11 protein-coding genes are annotated in these 17,790 nt (G+C 72.6%); 1 reads left to right on the top strand and 10 read right to left on the bottom strand.

Annotated features, from left to right (window positions below):
• The first annotated feature begins 174 nt into the window (after window positions 1–174).
• Window positions 175–1,638 carry a hypothetical protein gene (locus EV685_RS12095; protein ID WP_130482255.1) on the top strand — a complete coding sequence of 488 codons (1,464 nt, stop codon included), beginning with the start codon at window positions 175–177 and terminating at the stop codon, window positions 1,636–1,638.
• Here EV685_RS12095 and EV685_RS12100 read toward each other — a convergent pair.
• From EV685_RS12100 to EV685_RS12150, 10 genes are all read right to left on the bottom strand, one after another.
• Entirely contained in the window at window positions 1,611–2,333 is a 723-nt protein-coding gene (locus EV685_RS12100) for an MOSC domain-containing protein (protein WP_130482256.1), read from the bottom strand. The genes EV685_RS12095 and EV685_RS12100 overlap by 28 nt on opposite strands.
• Window positions 2,330–4,360, bottom strand: a complete 2,031-nt coding sequence (locus tag EV685_RS20790; protein ID WP_207224811.1) for a patatin-like phospholipase domain-containing protein — start codon at window positions 4,358–4,360, stop codon at window positions 2,330–2,332. The genes EV685_RS12100 and EV685_RS20790 overlap by 4 nt, the downstream gene beginning before the upstream one ends.
• A complete protein-coding gene (locus tag EV685_RS12110) occupies window positions 4,357–5,991 on the bottom strand; it encodes a hypothetical protein (protein ID WP_130482257.1) in 1,635 nt (544 codons plus the stop codon). Before EV685_RS12110 ends, EV685_RS20790 begins: the two co-directional genes overlap by 4 nt.
• 35 nt (window positions 5,992–6,026) lie before the next feature.
• Window positions 6,027–8,870: a hypothetical protein gene (locus EV685_RS12115; protein WP_130482258.1), complete on the bottom strand. Its 2,844-nt coding sequence runs from the start codon at window positions 8,868–8,870 to the stop codon at window positions 6,027–6,029.
• 93 nt (window positions 8,871–8,963) lie between these two features.
• Window positions 8,964–13,298, bottom strand: coding sequence for an AAA family ATPase (locus tag EV685_RS12120; protein ID WP_130482259.1), 4,335 nt, complete (start codon window positions 13,296–13,298; stop codon window positions 8,964–8,966).
• A gap of 18 nt (window positions 13,299–13,316) precedes the next feature.
• Window positions 13,317–14,153, bottom strand: a complete 837-nt coding sequence (locus tag EV685_RS21000; RefSeq protein WP_242615547.1) for a Crp/Fnr family transcriptional regulator — start codon at window positions 14,151–14,153, stop codon at window positions 13,317–13,319.
• Between the two features lie 111 nt (window positions 14,154–14,264).
• On the bottom strand, window positions 14,265–15,008 hold the full coding sequence (locus tag EV685_RS12135; protein WP_130482260.1) for a helix-turn-helix transcriptional regulator: 744 nt from the start codon (window positions 15,006–15,008) through the stop codon (window positions 14,265–14,267).
• Window positions 15,009–15,140: 132 nt separating this feature from the next.
• The gene (locus tag EV685_RS12140) at window positions 15,141–15,779 is read right to left on the bottom strand and encodes an MBL fold metallo-hydrolase (protein ID WP_130482261.1); all 639 of its coding nucleotides are present in this window, start codon (window positions 15,777–15,779) and stop codon (window positions 15,141–15,143) included.
• Window positions 15,780–15,822: 43 nt separating this feature from the next.
• Complete coding sequence (locus tag EV685_RS12145; RefSeq protein ID WP_130482262.1) at window positions 15,823–16,500, bottom strand: hypothetical protein; 678 nt, start codon at window positions 16,498–16,500, stop codon at window positions 15,823–15,825.
• Between the two features lie 110 nt (window positions 16,501–16,610).
• Window positions 16,611–17,756, bottom strand: coding sequence for a gluconeogenesis factor YvcK family protein (locus EV685_RS12150; RefSeq protein ID WP_130482263.1), 1,146 nt, complete (start codon window positions 17,754–17,756; stop codon window positions 16,611–16,613).
• Between the last annotated feature and the right edge of the window lie 34 nt (window positions 17,757–17,790).

Here is a 17,790-nt window from a genome sequence, read left to right on the forward strand (position 1 = left end):
TGGCCGCATCTGCCACCACAGGTGCATTCGAGAATCTGCCGCATGCATGGTTCTCGATTTCCTTTGGCCCGGACCGGGATGAGCGGGCGGGCGCGGCGCGTCCTGGAGTGGCTTGCGCGCGCTGCGGGGGTCGGGCTGGTCGGTGCGGTGGTGTCGGTGCAGGCGGCGCCGGTCATGCCTGTTGCCGCCGTCACCGACACCCCGGACACGCCGTCCCGCCTGTTCCGGGGTGAAGGCCTGGTCGTGCTCGACTACCAGAGCATCCACGTGCCCGGTGACGCGCCGATCGATCTGGGCGGCTTTCATGTCTTGAACCGGGTCAGCGAGCGGGTCTACCTGGGCATGGGGGCCTATGCGCCGCTGTTCAAGGGCGAATACGGCGGTTTCATGGCCTTTGACGTGGGCGTGCACCTGCAGCAGCCGCTGACGCAGCGGCTGTTTGCCACGGCCGGGCTGGCGGCGGGCGGTGGGGGCGGTGGGCGCAGTGCCGGGCACAGCCGCTTCCTGTCGGGCACTGGCGGCTATGTGAAGGGGCATGTCGGGCTCGGCTATGCCTTCCCGCAGGTGTCGGTCGGCCTGAACCTGGCGCAGATGCGCTTCAAGGATGCGGCGATCGACGACCGCTATGCCAACGTCTTCGTACAGTGGCCGTTTGCCTTTCTGGCCGGGCCTTATGACGCCCACGGCGAGGCGCTGACGCCGCTGGAGGCGCGGCTGTCGGCCGGGCAGGCCCGCGAGAACATGCTGACGCTGTCGCTGGAGCAGTACCGGCAGCGCGATCCGCAGGGCTCGTTCAAGGGCACGCTGGGCACGGCGGACCTGCAGTACGCCCATTTCTTCGACCGCGACACCTACTGGTTCGCCGCGCTGGGTGTGGGCCATCGCGGCCGGCCGCTCTACAACCAGCTGCTGGGTGGACTGGGCCAGCGCGTCTGGCTGTCGCCGCGCACCAGCCTGTCTGCGCAACTGGGTGTCGGCTCGGGCGGGTATGCGCCCGATGTCATCGACACCGGCGCGGGCTTGCTGCTCTACCCGAAGGCAGCGGCCGAATATGCGCTCAGCCCGGACCTGGGTCTGGCGCTGTCGGCCGGCTACCTGACGGCACCGCGTGGCAGCTCGCGCAACCTGGCCTACGGGCTGGCGCTGAACTACCACGTCCGGCCGGCCGGACGGGCGGGCGATGCAGCGCCGGTCTTCCGGGCGTCGCGCTTCAGCCTGTTCCAGCAGACCGGGACGAACGTGCGCTACGGCGGCATCGACCGCGACCCGCTGCAGATGCTGGCCGCGCAGCTCGACACCCAGCTCAGCGAGCGCTGGTTCCTGCCGCTGCAGGCCAGCGTGGCGTGGAACGCCTACCTGACCTATCCCGGCTATGGCGAGTTGCTGGCGGGCATCGGCCTGCAGAACCGGCATGAGCCGGGCGAGCGGGTGCAGGTCTACGGTCAGCTGCTGGCCGGCACCAACCCGCACGGTCCGGCCTACAAGGCCGGCGCCGGCCTGCATGTGGACATCGGCGCGCCCTGGTCGCTGCACCTGTCGGCCGGACGCATCCACGCCCGTCACAGCGACGGCCGGCGCTTCCAGGCCGACAGCCTGGGCCTCGGCCTGGGCTACCGCTTCTCGACGCCCGGGCGCTGAGGCGGCGCAGCGGCGAGGGCCGCATCGGGGTCGACATCGACATCGACATCGACCTTGGCCTCGAACAGGCCCGCCCCATCCCACGGCTGACCGGACGTGGCCTGAGCGGCGGTGCGCACCCGCTCGCCGACCTCGGCCGGCAGTCCCGCCAGCACCCTCGGGAAGGCGCGGCAGTACGTCATCGCGACACCCGCCATGCCGGCGAGCTGGGCGTAACGGATCCAGCGCCCCGGCGGCACGGCGCGGGCCACGGCCAGCACGCGCGCTCGCCAGTCGTCGCTGAACAGGTCCGCATCGGCCGGCAGGGCCGATCCGACCGGCAGGACCCGGTCGCCTGGGTGCATCGTCCCGCCGCGCAGCACGCGGGCCAGCATGCCGCGATGGCGGCCGATCACCGCAGACAGACCCGGCCGGTGCCGGTCCAGCCGCCCGCAGGGTTCGCAGGCGAAGGTCAGCCAGAGCAGCACCTCGTCGCCGACCTGCAGCAGCTCACCGGCGCGCCAGTCGTCGGTGCGGCCGGCCACCCGCAGGCTCTCGCCCAGCACGCCGTCGGCCAGCCCGAAGCGCTGGTAGGCCTCGTCCCCGGCGATCAGCACCTGGCGCGGCGAGTGCGCGCCGGCGTGGCGATCGGCGGCGATGCCGAGGCCGCTGAGGGCACGGACGCTGGCAAGGGGCCGCGTCAGGGTGGTGTTCACAGGCCCGGCCTCACGGTCACCCTCGGCCGGGGTTCCGGTTGGTAGGGCTGCTCCCACCAGATCTGGGCCGTCTGGCGTTCGACGGCGCTGAGGCTGTCGAGCAGGGTGGCGAGGGCGGCGCGCTGCTCGTCGGCGAGCGGGGCGTCGTGGGGATCGTGGGGGTTGCGGGGGTTGCGGGAGTTTCGGAATGGGCTGGTGTGCCGGGCGGACTCGATCTGTTCGGCCAGTGGCGGGCTGTGCGGGGCGGATTCGGCCGCTTCGGTCAGGCCGGCCAGGCGCTGGCGCAGGCCGTCGGCGATCAGGTTCCAGCGGATCCAGCGGTGTTCGGACCAGCCCGGCGAGGGCTGGCCGTCGGTGCGTGGCAGGAAGGCGTCGAGCAGCAGCCCGGCGGCGCAGCGGCCGTAGGTCTGGCCCAGGCGCTGGATCTCGTCGCCACTGACACGCAGGTCCAGCTCGCCCTCGCCGCGCGCCAGCGAGATGCGCACGACCCGTTCGCGCACCCCGGGCATGCCGGTGAGGGTGTAGTCCTGCCAGCGGCGCGCGGTGTTGAGCACCTGGGCGATGAAGGCGAAGACCGCCGCCAGCACGCCGCGTTCGGGCAGGTCCTGGCAATGGCTTTCGGCGCCTTCGCGGTGGCTGCGGGGCATCCAGACGTAGCCCTTTTGCTGGGTCACCGGACTCTGGATCATGGTCGCGTGCGGCGGCACCTGGCTGCCCAGGTCGGCGTCGTCGAGCAGGATGCCGAAGGTCGGCCAGCGCGGCACGGCGGCGTCGAACAGGTGGATGGGGAAGTTGGCGCAGATCCCGCCATCGGAGAAGCGCACCCGGCGCCAGCAGCGCTGGTCGAGGTCCAGGCGCCAGGCCGGCACGGTCGAGAAGATGCCGGGGAAGCTCAGGCTCAGCCGCGAGGCGACGACCAGCGGCATGCGCTCGCGCGGCATCTGCAGCAGCGTCAGGCGTGGACCGGCGGGCAGACCCGTGCAGACCGCTGCTGCGGCGCCCGGTTCGTAGGCCGCGCAGGTGTCGCGCAGCAGGTCGATGACGGCGCGCGGGAAATAGGCTTGCCACTCCTCCAGCGCGAAGTAGAGCGTGGCGCTGTCCTCGCCGTCGGCCAGCGGCAGCTCGTAGGGCCGGCCGTGGCTCAGGCAGGTGGTGACCATGCGCAGGTCGATCGATCGGCGGCGTGCGCCGGACGGATCGGCGGGCGGTGGCAGTTCGCCTTCGGGCGCCTCGGCCAGGTCGCGGAAGGTCATCGGCGTCTCGTCTGACAGGCGGCCGGCGGCCCATTGGATCGAGTCGTGCAGCCAGTCGGTCAGGCCCTTGCCGCTGTCGGGCTGACCCAGGCCGGTGCACAGGCCGAGGTGGTTGCCCAGCACGCCCTTGCGCAGGTCGCGGCAGAGCAGCGCGGCCAGCACGACCGCGCCGATCAGCAGGCTGCCGATCAGGCCCATGCCGGTCAGCGCGAAGGTGCGCGCCGTGGCCCAGCCACCGCCGCCGGCCAGCCATGCGCACAGGCCGGCGACGACGACCGCCAGCAGCAGCAGCGCGGTCAGGCCCAGCGCCAGCCCGTAGGAGCGCCACAGCTCGGGCAGCGCGGCGCGCACCCTTTGCACCCACGTCAGATCGGGCCGGGCGGTCGGGCTTGCGGCGAGGAACAGGCGCAGCAGCCGCACGCCGGCCGGGGTGTTGGGATGGAACAGCGACAGCAGCGTCGTCGGCGTCGCTTCCAGGTCCTGGGTGACCTCGTGGACCCGGCCGCGTGGGCGGGGCACGGCCTTGGCCAGCGTCTCGGGCACACGGGCCAGCACGTCGAAGCCGGCGTCCGAGCCAAGCCGGCGCTGGTATTCGGCGGCAGCGGCGATCGCAGCGGCGATCGCACCGACCGAGGTGCCGCCCAGGGCGTGAAAGCGGTAGTGCCGGGCCAGCTCGCAGACCGCTGTCGGGTAGAGCACGCCGCTGGTGACGCCGCCGGTCAGCACCAGGTCGCAGAAGCGGTCAGCCGGTGGCGGCTCGATGGGGGCGTTCATGGCCGGTCTCCGCAGATCGTGTCGAGCCCGAAGCGGGCCGGGTAGAGCAGGTAGAGCGTGCCGCGCGTGAGCACGCTCGGGCGGTCGAAGCGGGCCGACAGGACGCCGCCGTCGGGCAGCCAGATCTCCAACAGCGCGGCGGCGTTGTCGTGCTGCCCGATCAGCGGGTCACGGGCGGTGCCGACATGGTCCGTGCCCATCGGCACCTGCTGGGCCCAGGCGCCGAGCAGGTGCTCGAACTGGTCCTCGATGCTGGCGCAGAAGAACAGGCCGAGCAGGCCGACATCCGCCTCGCCGCGCCGGCCATAGGGCAGGCCGCGCCGCAGCACGACGCGGCGGCGCGGTGGCACGACCGGGTCGTCACGCGGGTTCATGCGGCGGATGTGCGAGCCATGGGCCGGACACGCGCGGTGCGCCGCGCCGTCGACGGGCGCGGCATGGGGCCGCTGCCATTCGGCGCGCGCGCCGTCCGGCTGGCGCGATGTGCCGGCGGGCGCGGGCAGTGGCTCGAACCAGCCATCGGCCGGCTGCATGGCCGATCCACCCGGCCAACGGCCACAGAACTGGGCCCGGATGTAGGCCTGCGCGACCGCCCCCGCATCCCGCGCCGCGAGGCCGGCGGCCAGGCGGCGGGCGTTCTCCGGAGCCAGTCCGGCGGCCATGGCACGCTGGAATCCGCCCAGGGCCGACAGCGCATTCGCCGCCTCGGCCACCTGGGCGTCGAAGGTGGCGACGTCCTGCCGCATCTTGCGCAGCACGCCGAAGCTGGCGCCGCGAAAGAAGTCGCTCGCCTCGGTCAGGCTGACATGCGGTTCCTCGCTGGGCGGCGGCGCTTGGCTGGCGTCCTGCCAGCGCAGGTCACGGAAGTCCCAGGGGTTGGCGCCGACCTCGTTGAGGTGGCCCAGCAGCAGCTCGCCCAGCGCGACCGGCTCGGGATGCCGGCCCAGGCCGCCCTGCGGGCTGCGGCGGTCGACAAAGACCGGTCGGGCGATGCCGTCGCGGTAGCCGAAATGCTCGACCGCCACGGCGCTGCGGCCCTGACCGTCCGGCTCGGGCAGGCGTTCACCCGCGAGGCAGGCGAGCGGCTCGAAGGCCAGCGCGTAGGCGGGCAGGCCTTCGACCCGCTGGCGCAGCGCCTCCACCTGGGCCGCCGTGGCGGCGTGCAGGCTGAGCACCAGGTCGACGCGCCGCGCCGGGTCGTCGCGGGCCCAGTCTTCCCAGCGCGAGGGCGCCGCCGGGCCACCGTCACCGACCCGCCAGGCGCGGGCGGCGGCCCCTTGCCGGAAGGCCTCGGAGCGTCCGGCCGCGCGCTCGACCCAGGCCGCTGGCAGGCCGAGGCGACGCAGTCCGGACAAGGTCAGCCCGATGTCGATGGCGCCGTCGCGCGTGGCCAGATCCACCCCGCCTGCCAGCGCCGAGGCGTGGTCACACAAGGGGCCTTGGGCATCGCGCAGGCCGCGCAGGTCGCGCAAGGCGTTGAGCACCCGGCGCGCCGGCCGGCCGGTCAGCGCGGGGCTGTCGTCATGGCCCTGCTCATCCCGGATGCGCAGCACCAGGTGCCGCACCGCATCGGCCCGGCGGTAGCCGCAGCCGGCCAGGCGCTGTGGCGCGTGGCGGTCGTCGAGGTTCATGTCGGTCTCCCAGGGTCTGCCGGCAGCGATCGGGCTCAGGCGGGCAGGCGGCGACGCCATTCGCGCTCGGCGCGCTGGATGTCGGTCACGCGCAGCGCCGGGGCGGCGCTGAAGAAGTAGCCGCCGACCGCCTCGTGCCCGCTGACGCTGGCGCGCAGGCGGCTCACAAAGGCGGAGCGGTGGCGGCTGACGGGCCGTGGCGGTGGGTCGGCCAGGTGGTCGAACAGGCGGTCGAACAGGTCGGAGGCCTCGCGGGCCAGCAGGCCGAGCAGGGGCTCCAGGCCGCCGTCGACCTGGGCCAGCAGGGCGAGCTGGCGGTCGTCGTCGAGCAGCACGAACCAGGCGAAATGGGCCAGACCGGACTCGCGCAGGCAACGCGCCAGCACCGGCGCCGCCAGCGCGATCTCGCGCACCAGTGCGCGGGCGTGGTCGCGCTGCGGTGCCCGGATGTCCAGCACCAGGCACTGCGGGCCGTGCACCCGTTGCAGGTCGGGCGCATGGCGCAGCCGCAGCCGTTCGCCGTTGGGGTCGGCCGGTCCGAGGCCGGGCCAGCTGGCGATGCGCTCGACCAGCCGGTCGGCCAGTGCCTGGGCGTCGGCATGTGCCAGCGGCGGGCCGGGATCGGCGGGTGTCGACCGGCCCCGTCCACCCTGGGTGGCGGCCAGCCGGGCCTCGACCTGCAGCGGCAGGCGGTCGACCAGCTCGACGACCCGGCGGCGCAGTTCGGCCGAGTCGGCCGGCACGCCATCGTCCGGTGGCGCGCCGCCGTCGTCGGCCATCACCTCGGCCAGGCAGCGGGCTTCGTCGCGCAGCGTGTCGGGGTGGCGGGACAGCGCGTCCCGCACCCGCGTGGCCGACTGGCGCAACAAGGCCAGCCGCAGGCCAGCCTGTCGGGCGAGCGTGTAGGGCTCGAACAGCTCGCGCATGGCAGGGGCCAGCAGCGCGTCGTGGGCGGCGCGCTCGACCGCGTCGCGGGCGTCGGGCCGTTCACCCAAGGGGCGCTGGCGCGGCCCTTGTCCAAGCTGGCGACGTTGCCAGGCATCGGCGGCAGCCATCTCGGCGGTGGTGAGCTGCGGGCAGGCGCTGAAGACCAGTCCGGCGACCGGCGCATGCAGCGCGTGGGCCTTGCGGATGCGCCCGACGAACTCCTTCGGGTAGCGGCCGATCGGGCGCTTGACCGGCGCGTCGACGATGTGCACGAATAGCAGGTCGAACAGCGGCCCGACCCGGCCGGCGAAGTACTCGATGTAGGCATCGAAACTGCCGTCGTAGGTGGTGAACAGGGCGAGCTGGCGACCGCCGTTGAACATCACGAACCAGGCGCTGTGGATGTGCTGCGATTGCAGCAGGCTCTGCTCGATCAGCGGCGCGGCGCAGCCGATCAGGCGCTGCAGGGCCGGACCGTGTTCGGCGATCGGCTCGCGCACGTCCATCACCACGCACAGCGGCTGCTGGCGCAGGTGGCGTTCGCGCAGGTGGCGCAGCGGCAGGCTGCGGGCGGCGAAGTGCCAGCGCCGTTCGAGCCGCCGTTCGCGGCCTTCGACCTCGGCCCACTCGCGCGCCAGTCCGGGCAGGCGCAGCAGGCCGGCGGTGAGCTGCAGCAGCAGCGGCATCACGACATGGTCGCCGATGCAGTCGTGGGGGGCACGGGTGGTGAAGACGCGTGTCTGCCAGGGCGTGACGGCGGCGCTCGGACGCGGTTCGGGTGCGCCCGCCCACAGCACCAGGTTGGCGCCAGGCGGCAGGTCCACGCCGCCCAGCGTCAGGCCCTCGGCCACGACCCGGCGCGGCAGGAAGGCCACCGGCGGCTGTTCGGCCAGGACCTGCCAGGTGGCGTCGCGCAGGGCTTGCAGCTCGGCGATGTGGGTGTCGGCCTGCAGCGCATGGGCGGACCGGCGCAGCGCGCTGGCGTGGTCGACGTCGGCATCAAGCAGGCGGTCCACGATCAGCCCGACGCTGGTCTGCACGTTGCCGACGGTGCCACCGAGCAGGCCCAGCACGATGGCGGCCTGTTCATCGGGCGTGAGCGGCGCGCCCGGCAGGCTGCTGGGCGCTCCCCCCAGGCGCGCACACAGCGGCACGAAGGTGGCGCCGGCGATGCCTGCCCCGTGAGCGACCAGGTCGGCGCGCAGCTGGGCCAGTTCGCGCTGCAGCACGTCGCAGCGGTCGAGGTCTTCGGGGGTGGTGCGGCGGGGCGCACCGCTTGCACCGCTGGCACCGCTTGCGCTGGACGCGGCCTGCAGATGGGCGTGGTCCAGGATCAGCTGCTGCACCCGTTCACGCGCGGTGGCGCTGGCATCGCGTTTCCAGGCGGTCTTGGGCGAGACGCCGATGTGACGCCCCAGGATGACGTGCACCAGGCCGTCGTAGACGTAGCGGGTCAGGCCGGTCAGCAGCGTCAGGTCCTGGCTGGGGAAGCCGAACAGGTGGGCGACGAAGCGCACGGCCGCATCGCGGGCCAGCGCGACGGCATCCAGCCTTTCTTTGCCGAGCGCCAGCACGGCGGCTTCGTCCCAGGCCAGCCGGGCCAGCGCCTGCACCGGCAGGTGGGCGGCGGCCCGACCGCCGAACAGCACATGGGTGACCCAGTGGCGCTGTTGCTCATGGGCCTGTCCATCCAGTGCCAGCATGAACTCGCCACCGCCCAGCTCGGCATAGGGCTTGTTGCTGTAACGGCCGGCGGTGTCGGTCAGCACCTCGCGCACCAGGGCGGCGTCGCGCACCAGGAAGGTGGGCGTCTCGGGTTCGGCCCGGCTGGTGAAGGCCAACACCGGCTGGTCGAGGCCATGCCGAGCCCAGTCGGGTGGACGCCGGTCATCCTGTTCGAGGCAACGACGCAGGGCGTCGGTGACGCGGTGGTCGGGGATACGTCGGGTCATGCGGCCTCCCTGGCAGCGCGGTGGAACGTCGGTTGCCGGCTGGGGCCGGTCTGTGGTCGTCCGGGATCGGGGTTCAGGCGTGAGCCGCTGGCATCAACCGCTGTCCTGGGTCGCCAGTCCGGCCTGCGGCCAGAGACGGGCATCGAGCGTGGGCAGGTCGAAGGAGCGCGCCATGTCGGCGTCGATCCAGAGCGGCGCGCGCGCCGCGCGGGGCTCGCCCGACAGCCGTGCCAGCAGCGCCTCGGCCCACAGGACGTCGCGGCTGCCGCGTCCACCCTGGATGGCGGCGAGGGCCTCCTCCAGGTCGCGGCGGGCCTGTTCGACGCGGGCCACGGCGATGGGTTGGCCCGGCCGGTCGTCGTCCAGCCGGAGAGCCTGCCGGTCCTGCTCCAGCCGCAGCCGGCTGATGGCGACCCGCAGCGCGATGCCGTGCTGGCCCATCGCGGCGGCCCGTTCACGGGCCTGCGCCAGCCAGTCCCGCGAGGCATCGAGCATGGCCTTCAGACGTTGCGGATCGGCACCGGGATCGACGGCCTGGTCGCCCAGGGCCAGCAGGCGCTGGAACTCGCCGCTCAGGCGCAGCAGCTCGGGCTCGAAGTAGCGCTCGCCGCGCGTGGCCACCAGTTCAAGGGCCTCGGCCAGCAGCGCCAGCGCCTGGTCGCTGCGGCCGGCGGCGGCCTCGCCCTGGGCCCAGAGCGCGAGGTAGAACGAACGCGTGACAACCGCGCCGCTGTCGACCCAGCGCTGGTAGCCCGTGCGCAGCAGCGCGACGCCGCGGTCGACGTCGCCGACCTGCACGAGCAGCCGCCCGCGCACCACCTCGGCATGGGCCAGCCAGACGCTGAAGCCGCCCTCCTGGCTGATCTCGATCGCCTGTTGCACGCTCTGCAGCGCGGCCTCGTTCTCGCCCCGGAAGAAGTGCACGACGCTGAGGAAGCCGTAGGCCTCGGCCATGCTGAAACGGTGCTTCAGGCCCCGCGCGAGTTCGACCACCTGTTCGGCGCGCCGCAGTGCCTCGTCGGGCTGGCCGAGCTGCCAGAGCGCCCAGGCCGAGTAGCACAGGCACATCACGCCCGGGTCCTGCACGGCGCTGGGGCGGTGCGGCAAGTTGCGGTAGTCGGCCAGGCACTGGTTCATGCGGTCGACCGCGCCGATCAGGTCACCCTGGTGGAAGACCAGGTTGGCCTCGGACCACTGCGATTGCAGCCGCGCCATCGGGTCGGTCGAGCGTTGCGCCAGTTCACCGGCCTGCTGGCCGATCTGGCGCGCCCGGTCGAAGTCGGCGCGCATGAAGTGGAAGCCTTCCAGCCCGAACAGCGCCTTGGCCAGCGCGACGTCGTCGCCGAGTTGGCGGGCCAGGTCCAGCGCACGACCGTAGACATGCTCGACCCGGTCGGCGCCATAGCCCTCGGTGGCGATCAGGCGGCTGGCCAGCAGCAGGTTCAGCCGCAGCGCACTGCGTTCGCGTTCGAGGCCCGGCGCCATGTGGTCGAGCAGGACCAGCGCGGTCTCCAGGTCGGCGATGGCCTCCAGGTGGGCCGAGCGGGCGGCCGAGCGGCGGGCGGCGCGTTCCCATTGCGCGACCGCCTCGGCGATCAGGCCGGCCTCGGTCAGGTGGCGCGCCAGCAGCTCGGGCTGGGCCTCGGCGACGTGGGGCAGCGTCAGCTCGATGACCTCGGCGATCACGCCGTGCAGCCGGCGCCGGTCACGTTCCCACAAGGATCCGTAGGCGGCGTCGCGCAGCAGCGCGTGGCGGAACAGGTAGAGCGGCTCATGGTCCGAGCCACGCGGGATCAGCAGGTCGGCCTGCACCAGCGTGGCCATGCTGTCGTCCAGGTCGGCCACGCCGACGGGGCAGTGTGTGTGCGCGACCACCGCGCCGAGCAGCGAGCGCGTGAACTCGCGCCCGATCACGCTGGCGACCTGGGCCAGCCGCTTGGCCGCCGGGGCGCGGTCGAGCCGGGCCATCAGCAGGTCGTGGATCGTGGCGGGCACCGGCGCGGTGGCCGGACGGGGGTCGACCGCCGGTCCGGCCAGGTCCAGCAACATGCGCGTGGACTCTTCCAGGAACAGCGGCACGCCGTCGGCGCGTTCGAGCAGCCAATGGGCCGTGTCCGGATCGATGCGACGCGCACCGCACAGGCTGTCGACCATCTGGCGGGCGGTGTCGGGCGTCAGGCCTGGCAGCAGCAGGGTGTCGGCGCCCAGGTCGCTGTCGTCCTGGCCGGGCTCGGGCCTGGACGTCATCAGCAGCAGCAGGCGTCGCCCGTTGCCTTCGCTCAGGGCGCGGGCGATCAGGGCGCGGGTGGACGGATCGATCCAGTGCAGGTCCTCGACCACCAGGCAGACCGGTTCGGCCTCGACCGCCTGCCACATCCACTGCAGCAGCAGGTCCATGGTGGCGCGGCGCTGGCGCTCGCTGGACCAGCCGGCCAGCGCGGCCGGGTCGCCATGCACGCTCAGCAGCTGGGCCAGCAGTGCGCCGCCCTGTTCGTGGCGCAACTGGCCCATGTCGCTGGCGGCGATCTTGTCGCGTCGCTGCTGGGCGCTGTCGGTGTCGCGAAAGCGCAGGTAGCGGCCGAGGAACTCCGTCACCGGAAACCAGGCCGTGGTGGCCTGTTCCGGGGCGCAGCGCCATTCGATGAAGCGCCAGCCGCGGCCGGCCTCGCCGCGCCGGAACTCCCGCACCAGGCGGGACTTGCCGATGCCGGCCTCACCCAACACCAGCAGCGCGCGGGCGCGCGGGTCGGCGCGCTCGTCGAGCCGGCTGCGCGCGCGCAGCCAGGCGAGTTCCTCGACCCGGCCCACGAAGGGCGCCAGCTGCGACTGACGGTCAAAGCGCTCGGTGCCGCGCAGCGTCGATTCGCCCAGCACGCGGTAGATCTCGCCGGGCTGGTCGAAGCCCTTCATGGACGGCGCGGCGCCGAGCGACTCGAACTCGAAGCGTTCGGCCACCACCCGCCAGGTCGCCTCGCTGGCGATCAGCTGGCCCGGCGGCGCGATCGCCTGCAGGCGGGCGGCGTAGTGCACCGCCGCGCCGACCGGCTGGTCCGACTTGACGACCACCTGCCCGGTCGCCGCACCCAGCCTCACGGGCAGCCCCAGCGCGGCGCAGCGCGCCAGGATCTGCAGGCCAGCCCGCAGCGCCAGCACGGCGGCGTTCTCGATCGCCTGCGGGAAGCCGAAGTAGCACATCACGCCGTCATCCCCCTGGGGGTCGTCGGCCCGTCCGCCATGGGCGGCGACGGTCTCGCCCAGGACGGCGTGGTAACGCGCCAGCTGCTCGCTGTAGGCCTCGTCGCCGAGCTGATGCATCAGACGGGTCGAGTCGACCAGGTCGCAGGACAGCACCGTGACCTGACGCACATGGTCGGCCGCGCCGCTGGCCGGGCGGGTTGGCTGCAACAGGCGCAGCGACGGGTTGCCCAGCAGCTGGGTGTGTGCACACGGTTCGCCCTGGGCGCGAGCGGCAAGGCGGGCGCGCCGGACCGACTCCCCCAGCGTCAGCCCGGCCCCCAGGCAGGGGTAAAGCGTCGACAGGAAGGCCTGCGGGCTGGTCCGACCGGGCCATGGCGGGTCGGACGGCTGCGCACCGGCATGCAGCAGCACCGGCACCCCGGCGTTGATCAGCTGGCGCACGGCACCGCTGCGTGAGGCCAGTGCGGCGCGCAGCTGCGACGGTGTCGCCTGCAACACGACCAACGCGAGTCCGCCGCCGGCCTCAGCCGCCAGTTCGACGCTGGCCTCGATGGCCCGGCCACTGGCGTTGGGCCAGTGCTGCAGCGGCAGCAAGGCGGCGCTGGCCGGGTCGGCCGCTCCGGCCCCGTCGAGGCCACCGACGAGGTGCAGCACGTCGTGCCGGTGCAGCAGGGCCTGCAGCGCGCCACTGCCGACAGCGGCCCGGTCGACCAACAGCGCCCGCAGGCCGTTGCCCTGCAAGGTGTCGAGCAGCTCGGTGACCGGCTGGGCGCCGTCCTCGGCCAGCATCAGCACACGCAGCAGCTCGCGCGGTGCACCGGCATGAGGTCGCGCCACGGTGGCCTGACCGTCGATCAGTCGCCGCGCCACGGCATGCCGCTCATCCAGGTGCAGCTCGCCGTCGAAGGCCAGCTCCCACGTCACGCCAGCCAGGTCGGGCGCCAGCTGCAAGGTCAGGTCACAGGGCCCGAGCCGGGCCAGCGTCTGGCGCACCGGCAGGGGCAGCAACTCGCGGTACACCAGACCGCCGTAGGTCTGACGCTGTGTGGCGCCGTCATGCCCGGACAGGCTGGCGGCCATGGCCTCCAGTCGCCAGTACGGCGCCACCGGCAGCTCGGCCCGCAGGCCGATGCCGCCACCGTCGGTCAGCGTGCAGCACAGCCGGTCGCCCTCTCGGACGATCATCAGCAGCAGGGACGGCCGAGGGCTTTCGGCCCGGGTGGCTGGCATGGCGCTTGGGCGGCCGGGCTACCAGCGCGCTGGCAGCGCACGGTGCAGGATCAGGTCGGCGCCTTCGACCGTGACGTAGCCGCCATGTTCGAGGTCCTTCATCAGCCGGCTGACCATCTCGCGCGAACAGCCCAGCCGGTTGGCCATGTCCTGATGGGTCAGGCGCGGCACCCGGCGTGGTGGCGACTCCTGAGCGGCCAGGCCAGGCGTGCCATTCATGCCATTCATGCCATTGGCAGCATTCACGCCGGTCAGTCGCTGCAACACGCTGTCGACGCTGGCAGCGGCCGCTGGCGTGGCCTCGGCGCTGCGGGTCTCGGCCAGCGATTCAAGCAGCGCCCGCAGCCGTCCGTAGACGTCGTTGAGCGCCAACTGCTTGGCCGACAGCGTGGCCGAGCGCGCCCGCCGGATCACCTTGGACAGCAGCTCGAAGGCGAACTCGGGGTACTGGGCGATGTGCAGCAGCAGGGTCTGGCGCGGGATGACGACGCAGACGGTCGGCTCCAGCGTCATCACGCTGGCCGAGCGCGGACCGCCGTCCAGGCTGATCTCGCCGATGTACTCGCCGGCGCCGTAGACGCCGTAAGTGATCTCGCGATCGTTGTCGCCCTGCGAGTAGGCCCGCACCTTGCCCGACAGCACGATGTAGAGCGTGTCGCCCTGGTCGCCTTCCTGAATCAGCAGCACGCCCTTGCGGTAGCGGCGCGGCTCGGCCCGTTCGGCCAGCGCGCGCAGGGCCGGCGAGATCGGCAGGTCGTGGAGGGAAGGCAGGATGGGGCCTGAACGGCCGGCGCGAGAGTTCATCGCGCCCGAACTTAGGCGAAGGTCCAGCTCGATGCAAGCATCCGTGTCCATGGCGTCCTCGGCGTGACGGGCGGATGTCACCCCGGCCCCAGACGGGCGGGCGACTTGTTCAGATCGGCGGGTGGCTCAGGCCATGAGTCCGCCGTGCCGTTCGGGCCAGGTTCAGTGCGCCACCCCGTTCAGGGGCGCGCGACCGAGGGCCGGCACGATCGGTGGCAGCACCGCCACGCGCCGGACCAGCTCGCGGATGCTGCCGCAGCGGGTCTTCTGGCGGATCGCCGAGATCTGCGTGCGCACCGTCGAGACCGCCACGCCGAAGCGTGTCGCAACCTCGGCCGGCGTGTCGCCGTCGCACAAGGCGGCCAGCACCATGCCTTCCGCATGGGTCAGGCCATGCACCCGGGCGTAGTGGTCGACGCTGAGGGCCTCGCACATCTGCGCCTTGCCGAACACCAGCAGCACGCCCTGCACTGGCAGGCCGCCCAGCGGCACCACGGCGACCGATTGCGGCCGCTTGTCGTCGCCCACGGCAACCAGGCCGCGCCGACCCTGTTGCGCCGCCGCCTGGATGGCACGGGCCAGCGGCTCCTCGCGCGCGGGGTGGCGCGCTACCGGCCGGTCAAGCTGCAGCAGGCAGACCCCATCGGGTCGCTCGAACAGACGTCGCGCGCAGTGGTTGGCCAGCATCAGCCGGCCCTGCCGGTTGACGATGGCCATGCCGTAGTCGAGCTCGTCGAGGGCCTGGGTCACCAGGCTCTGCAGCGCCGGAAACAGCAGGCCGGCGCTGTCCAGGTCGCCGCTGCGGGCGGCTGTGGTCGAGCCGGCGAGCAGCAGGTCCAGCACCGGCATGTGCAGGGCTTGGGCCTCGGCTTGGGCCTCGGGCGGTGCAAGGGTCTCGATCAGCATGATGGTCTTCCCGGCGGGGGTCGCGATGTCCATCAATCTAGGGAGGCGCCACCGGTCCGGGTGGTGTGCATTCACGCCGCCCTTGTGATCTATTGCCCGGCCGCCGGTCACAAGCGGCCCCGCAGCGCCCGCTCAGGTCCCGCCGACGTAGGGGTTGTGGCGGCGTTCGTGGCCGAAGCTGCTTTCCGGGCCGTGACCGGGGATGAAGACGGTCTGGTCGCCCATCGGCCAGAGCCGCTCGGTGATGCTGGCGATCAGCGTGGCGTGGTCGCCGCCGGGGAAGTCGGTGCGGCCGATGCTGCCGGCGAACAGCACGTCGCCGACGAAGCAGCGGTCGATCTCGGCGCTGTGGAAGACGACGTGGCCGGGCGTGTGGCCCGGGCAGTGGCGCACCGCCAGGGTGCTCAGGCCGATCTGCACATGGTCGCCATCGGCCAGCCAGCGCGTGGGCACAAAGGGCTCGGCCGGCGGGAAGCCGAACATGCGGCTTTGCTGGGCCAGGCCGTCGATCCAGAACTGGTCGCCCGGGTGCGGGCCGACGATGGGCAGGCCGTGTTCACGTGCCAGCGTGCCGGTGCCGCCGGCATGGTCGATGTGGGCGTGGGTGAGCCAGATCTGTTCGAGCCGCAGACCCCGTCGCTCGACCTCGGCCAGCAGCTCGGGCAGATCGCCGCCCGGGTCGATGACGGCGGCGGCGAGGGTCTGGTCGCACCAGACGATGGAGCAGTTCTGCTGGAAGGCGGTGACGGGGACGGTGTGGTAGCGCAGCATGGCCGCGATGCTAGCGTCCGTGCCGGACCGTCCCCGGGCAGGCTCAGAAGCTGTAGCCCAGGCTGAAGCTGAACTGCGGCAGCAGCGAGACCTTGCCGATGCCGTCGTTGATCTCGGCGACTTCGCGGTCGATGTCGGCCTGGGCCGCCGGGTTGCTGCTGGACAGCTGGCCACGGCCGGTGGCCGAGACCTTGGGCTTGCCGATCAGCGCGCCGACGTCGAAGCTGATGCGCAGGCCGCTCACGTTGGGCTGGTGGCCCCAGCCGACGCCGAGGTAGGGCATCGTGCGCGGGTACTTGATCTGCATCGTCAGACCATCGCCCGGGCCCAGGACGTACTGGTTGTTGCCGACGGAGATGGACTGACCGGTGCCCGATGCGTCCAGCGTCAGGTCAAACGTGTTCGAGGCCACGCCGCCGGTGAAACGGAACACGCCGCCGAAGGGGAACCAGTCGGCGAAGACGGCAAAACGGTTGGCCTTGAGCGTGCCCTTGTACTTGATGCCTTCCTCGTCGTAGTCGCTCTCGCGCGAGCCCAGCGAGATGGCGTCCGCGCGCAGCGTGACCGAGTCGCTGACCGGATGGGCGTAGCCGATGCCGGCGCCGGGAAAACCGACCTGGCCGTAGACCTCGCCGGCCTGGGCGGTGCCCGCCAGCAGGCCGGTGCAGGCCGCCAGCGCGAAGCCGGCGGTGTGAAGGGTGGAAAGAGGCTTGCGCTGCATGAGAACTCCCTGTGTCGAGCCGGCCAGACGCCGGGCGCCGCTGTTATCGCCCCAACCGTGCGGTCGTGCAAGCCTGGGCCTGCGCCATCCCCTTCAACAGAGGATGGATGTCACAGCCACATCATCGCGGAGGCGGTCGGCTCGGAGGCCGGGTCGGCGATGTGGCCCAGCGTCATCTCGACCTTCTGGGCATCGTGGCGGCCGCGTTGCCAAGGGTCCTCGAAGTCGTCGACCAGCAGGTGCAGACGCTCGGCCTGGTGCAACAGCGACTCGCCTTCGGAAAGGTAGCGCTGGCCGTGCGCCATGCGCTCGAACGGCACCCAGCCGCGGTTGACCAGCGCATGGCTGAGCAGCCCCGCGCCGCCGCCCTGGTCGAAGGCCTGCAGCAGGTCGGCGGCGCTGCGGTCGATCGTCTCGGGGCATTGCAGGATGTTGGCGATGAAGACCTTGGGCACGTCCGGCACGGCGGCCAGCGCCCGCGCGATGCCGTCGACCGCGAGGTGGGCCAGCGTGCTGGTGAAGAAGCTGCCGGGGCCAAAGGCGATCACGTCGGCGCGCCCGATGGCCTCGAGCGCGGTCGGGTTGGCCTGTGGCGCCCGGCCGCGTTCGCCATGCAGGTGCACCCGCTCGATGCCGGTGCGGGCCTGCTCGCCGGACAGCCGCGTGACATGGTCCTGGCGGCGCACCTGGCGGCCGTCGCGCAGGTCGGCGACCAGTTCGACCGCGTCGTCGGTGGTCGACGGCCAGACATGCCCGCCGATGCCGCACAGGGCGCGGAAGACCAGGATGGCGCGGTTGATGTCGCGCTGGTGCGCCAGATAGGCGCCGGTCAGCACGAAGTTGCCGATGCTGCCGCGACACAGGTCGAAGTCGGGCCCGATGCAGGCCTCGAAGACGCCCAGGTAGTCGACGATGGCACGCCGCACCTCCGGCGGCAGGGTCCGCAGCAGCGGGTGGGCGCCGCGCACGTAGAACGCGAACTCGGCGCGCAGCGCGGTGGGGTCGGGGTTCTCGGACAGTCGGGCGTTGAAGTAGCGCACGACGTTGCTGAGCCGGCCCTCGCCGTGCGCCAGCGTCATCAGCGCCTGCCGGATGTCGCCCATCGCCAGGATGCCCAGCGACTCGCGCAACGCCTTGGAACTGCCGCCGCTGTCCCAGGCCGGCACGATGCGCGTGACGTCCCAGCCGGCCTGGCTCAGGGCGATGGTGATGTCGCGGCTGCCGCTGCCGCCGCCGAACATGACGATGCGATTCATGGCTCGGAACCTTGGGGATGACCGGTGCCGTCTG

It is taken from the genome of Sphaerotilus mobilis (assembly GCF_004216565.1).
GTDB lineage: Bacteria > Pseudomonadota > Gammaproteobacteria > Burkholderiales > Burkholderiaceae_C > Sphaerotilus > Sphaerotilus mobilis.

What these genes read in the sequence shown, in the direction of transcription:
- EV685_RS12095 (WP_130482255.1), top strand. Translation starts at nt 175, where the DNA reads ATGCCTGTTGCCGCCGTCACCGACACCCCGGACACGCCGTCCCGCCTG.
- EV685_RS20790 (WP_207224811.1), bottom strand. Translation starts at nt 4,360, where the DNA reads ATGAACGCCCCCATCGAGCCGCCACCGGCTGACCGCTTCTGCGACCTG.
- EV685_RS12110 (WP_130482257.1), bottom strand. Translation starts at nt 5,991, where the DNA reads ATGAACCTCGACGACCGCCACGCGCCACAGCGCCTGGCCGGCTGCGGC.
- EV685_RS12115 (WP_130482258.1), bottom strand. Translation starts at nt 8,870, where the DNA reads ATGACCCGACGTATCCCCGACCACCGCGTCACCGACGCCCTGCGTCGT.
- EV685_RS12120 (WP_130482259.1), bottom strand. Translation starts at nt 13,298, where the DNA reads ATGCCAGCCACCCGGGCCGAAAGCCCTCGGCCGTCCCTGCTGCTGATG.
- EV685_RS21000 (WP_242615547.1), bottom strand. Translation starts at nt 14,153, where the DNA reads ATGGACACGGATGCTTGCATCGAGCTGGACCTTCGCCTAAGTTCGGGC.
- EV685_RS12135 (WP_130482260.1), bottom strand. Translation starts at nt 15,008, where the DNA reads ATGCTGATCGAGACCCTTGCACCGCCCGAGGCCCAAGCCGAGGCCCAA.
- EV685_RS12140 (WP_130482261.1), bottom strand. Translation starts at nt 15,779, where the DNA reads ATGCTGCGCTACCACACCGTCCCCGTCACCGCCTTCCAGCAGAACTGC.
- EV685_RS12145 (WP_130482262.1), bottom strand. Translation starts at nt 16,500, where the DNA reads ATGCAGCGCAAGCCTCTTTCCACCCTTCACACCGCCGGCTTCGCGCTG.
- EV685_RS12150 (WP_130482263.1), bottom strand. Translation starts at nt 17,756, where the DNA reads ATGAATCGCATCGTCATGTTCGGCGGCGGCAGCGGCAGCCGCGACATC.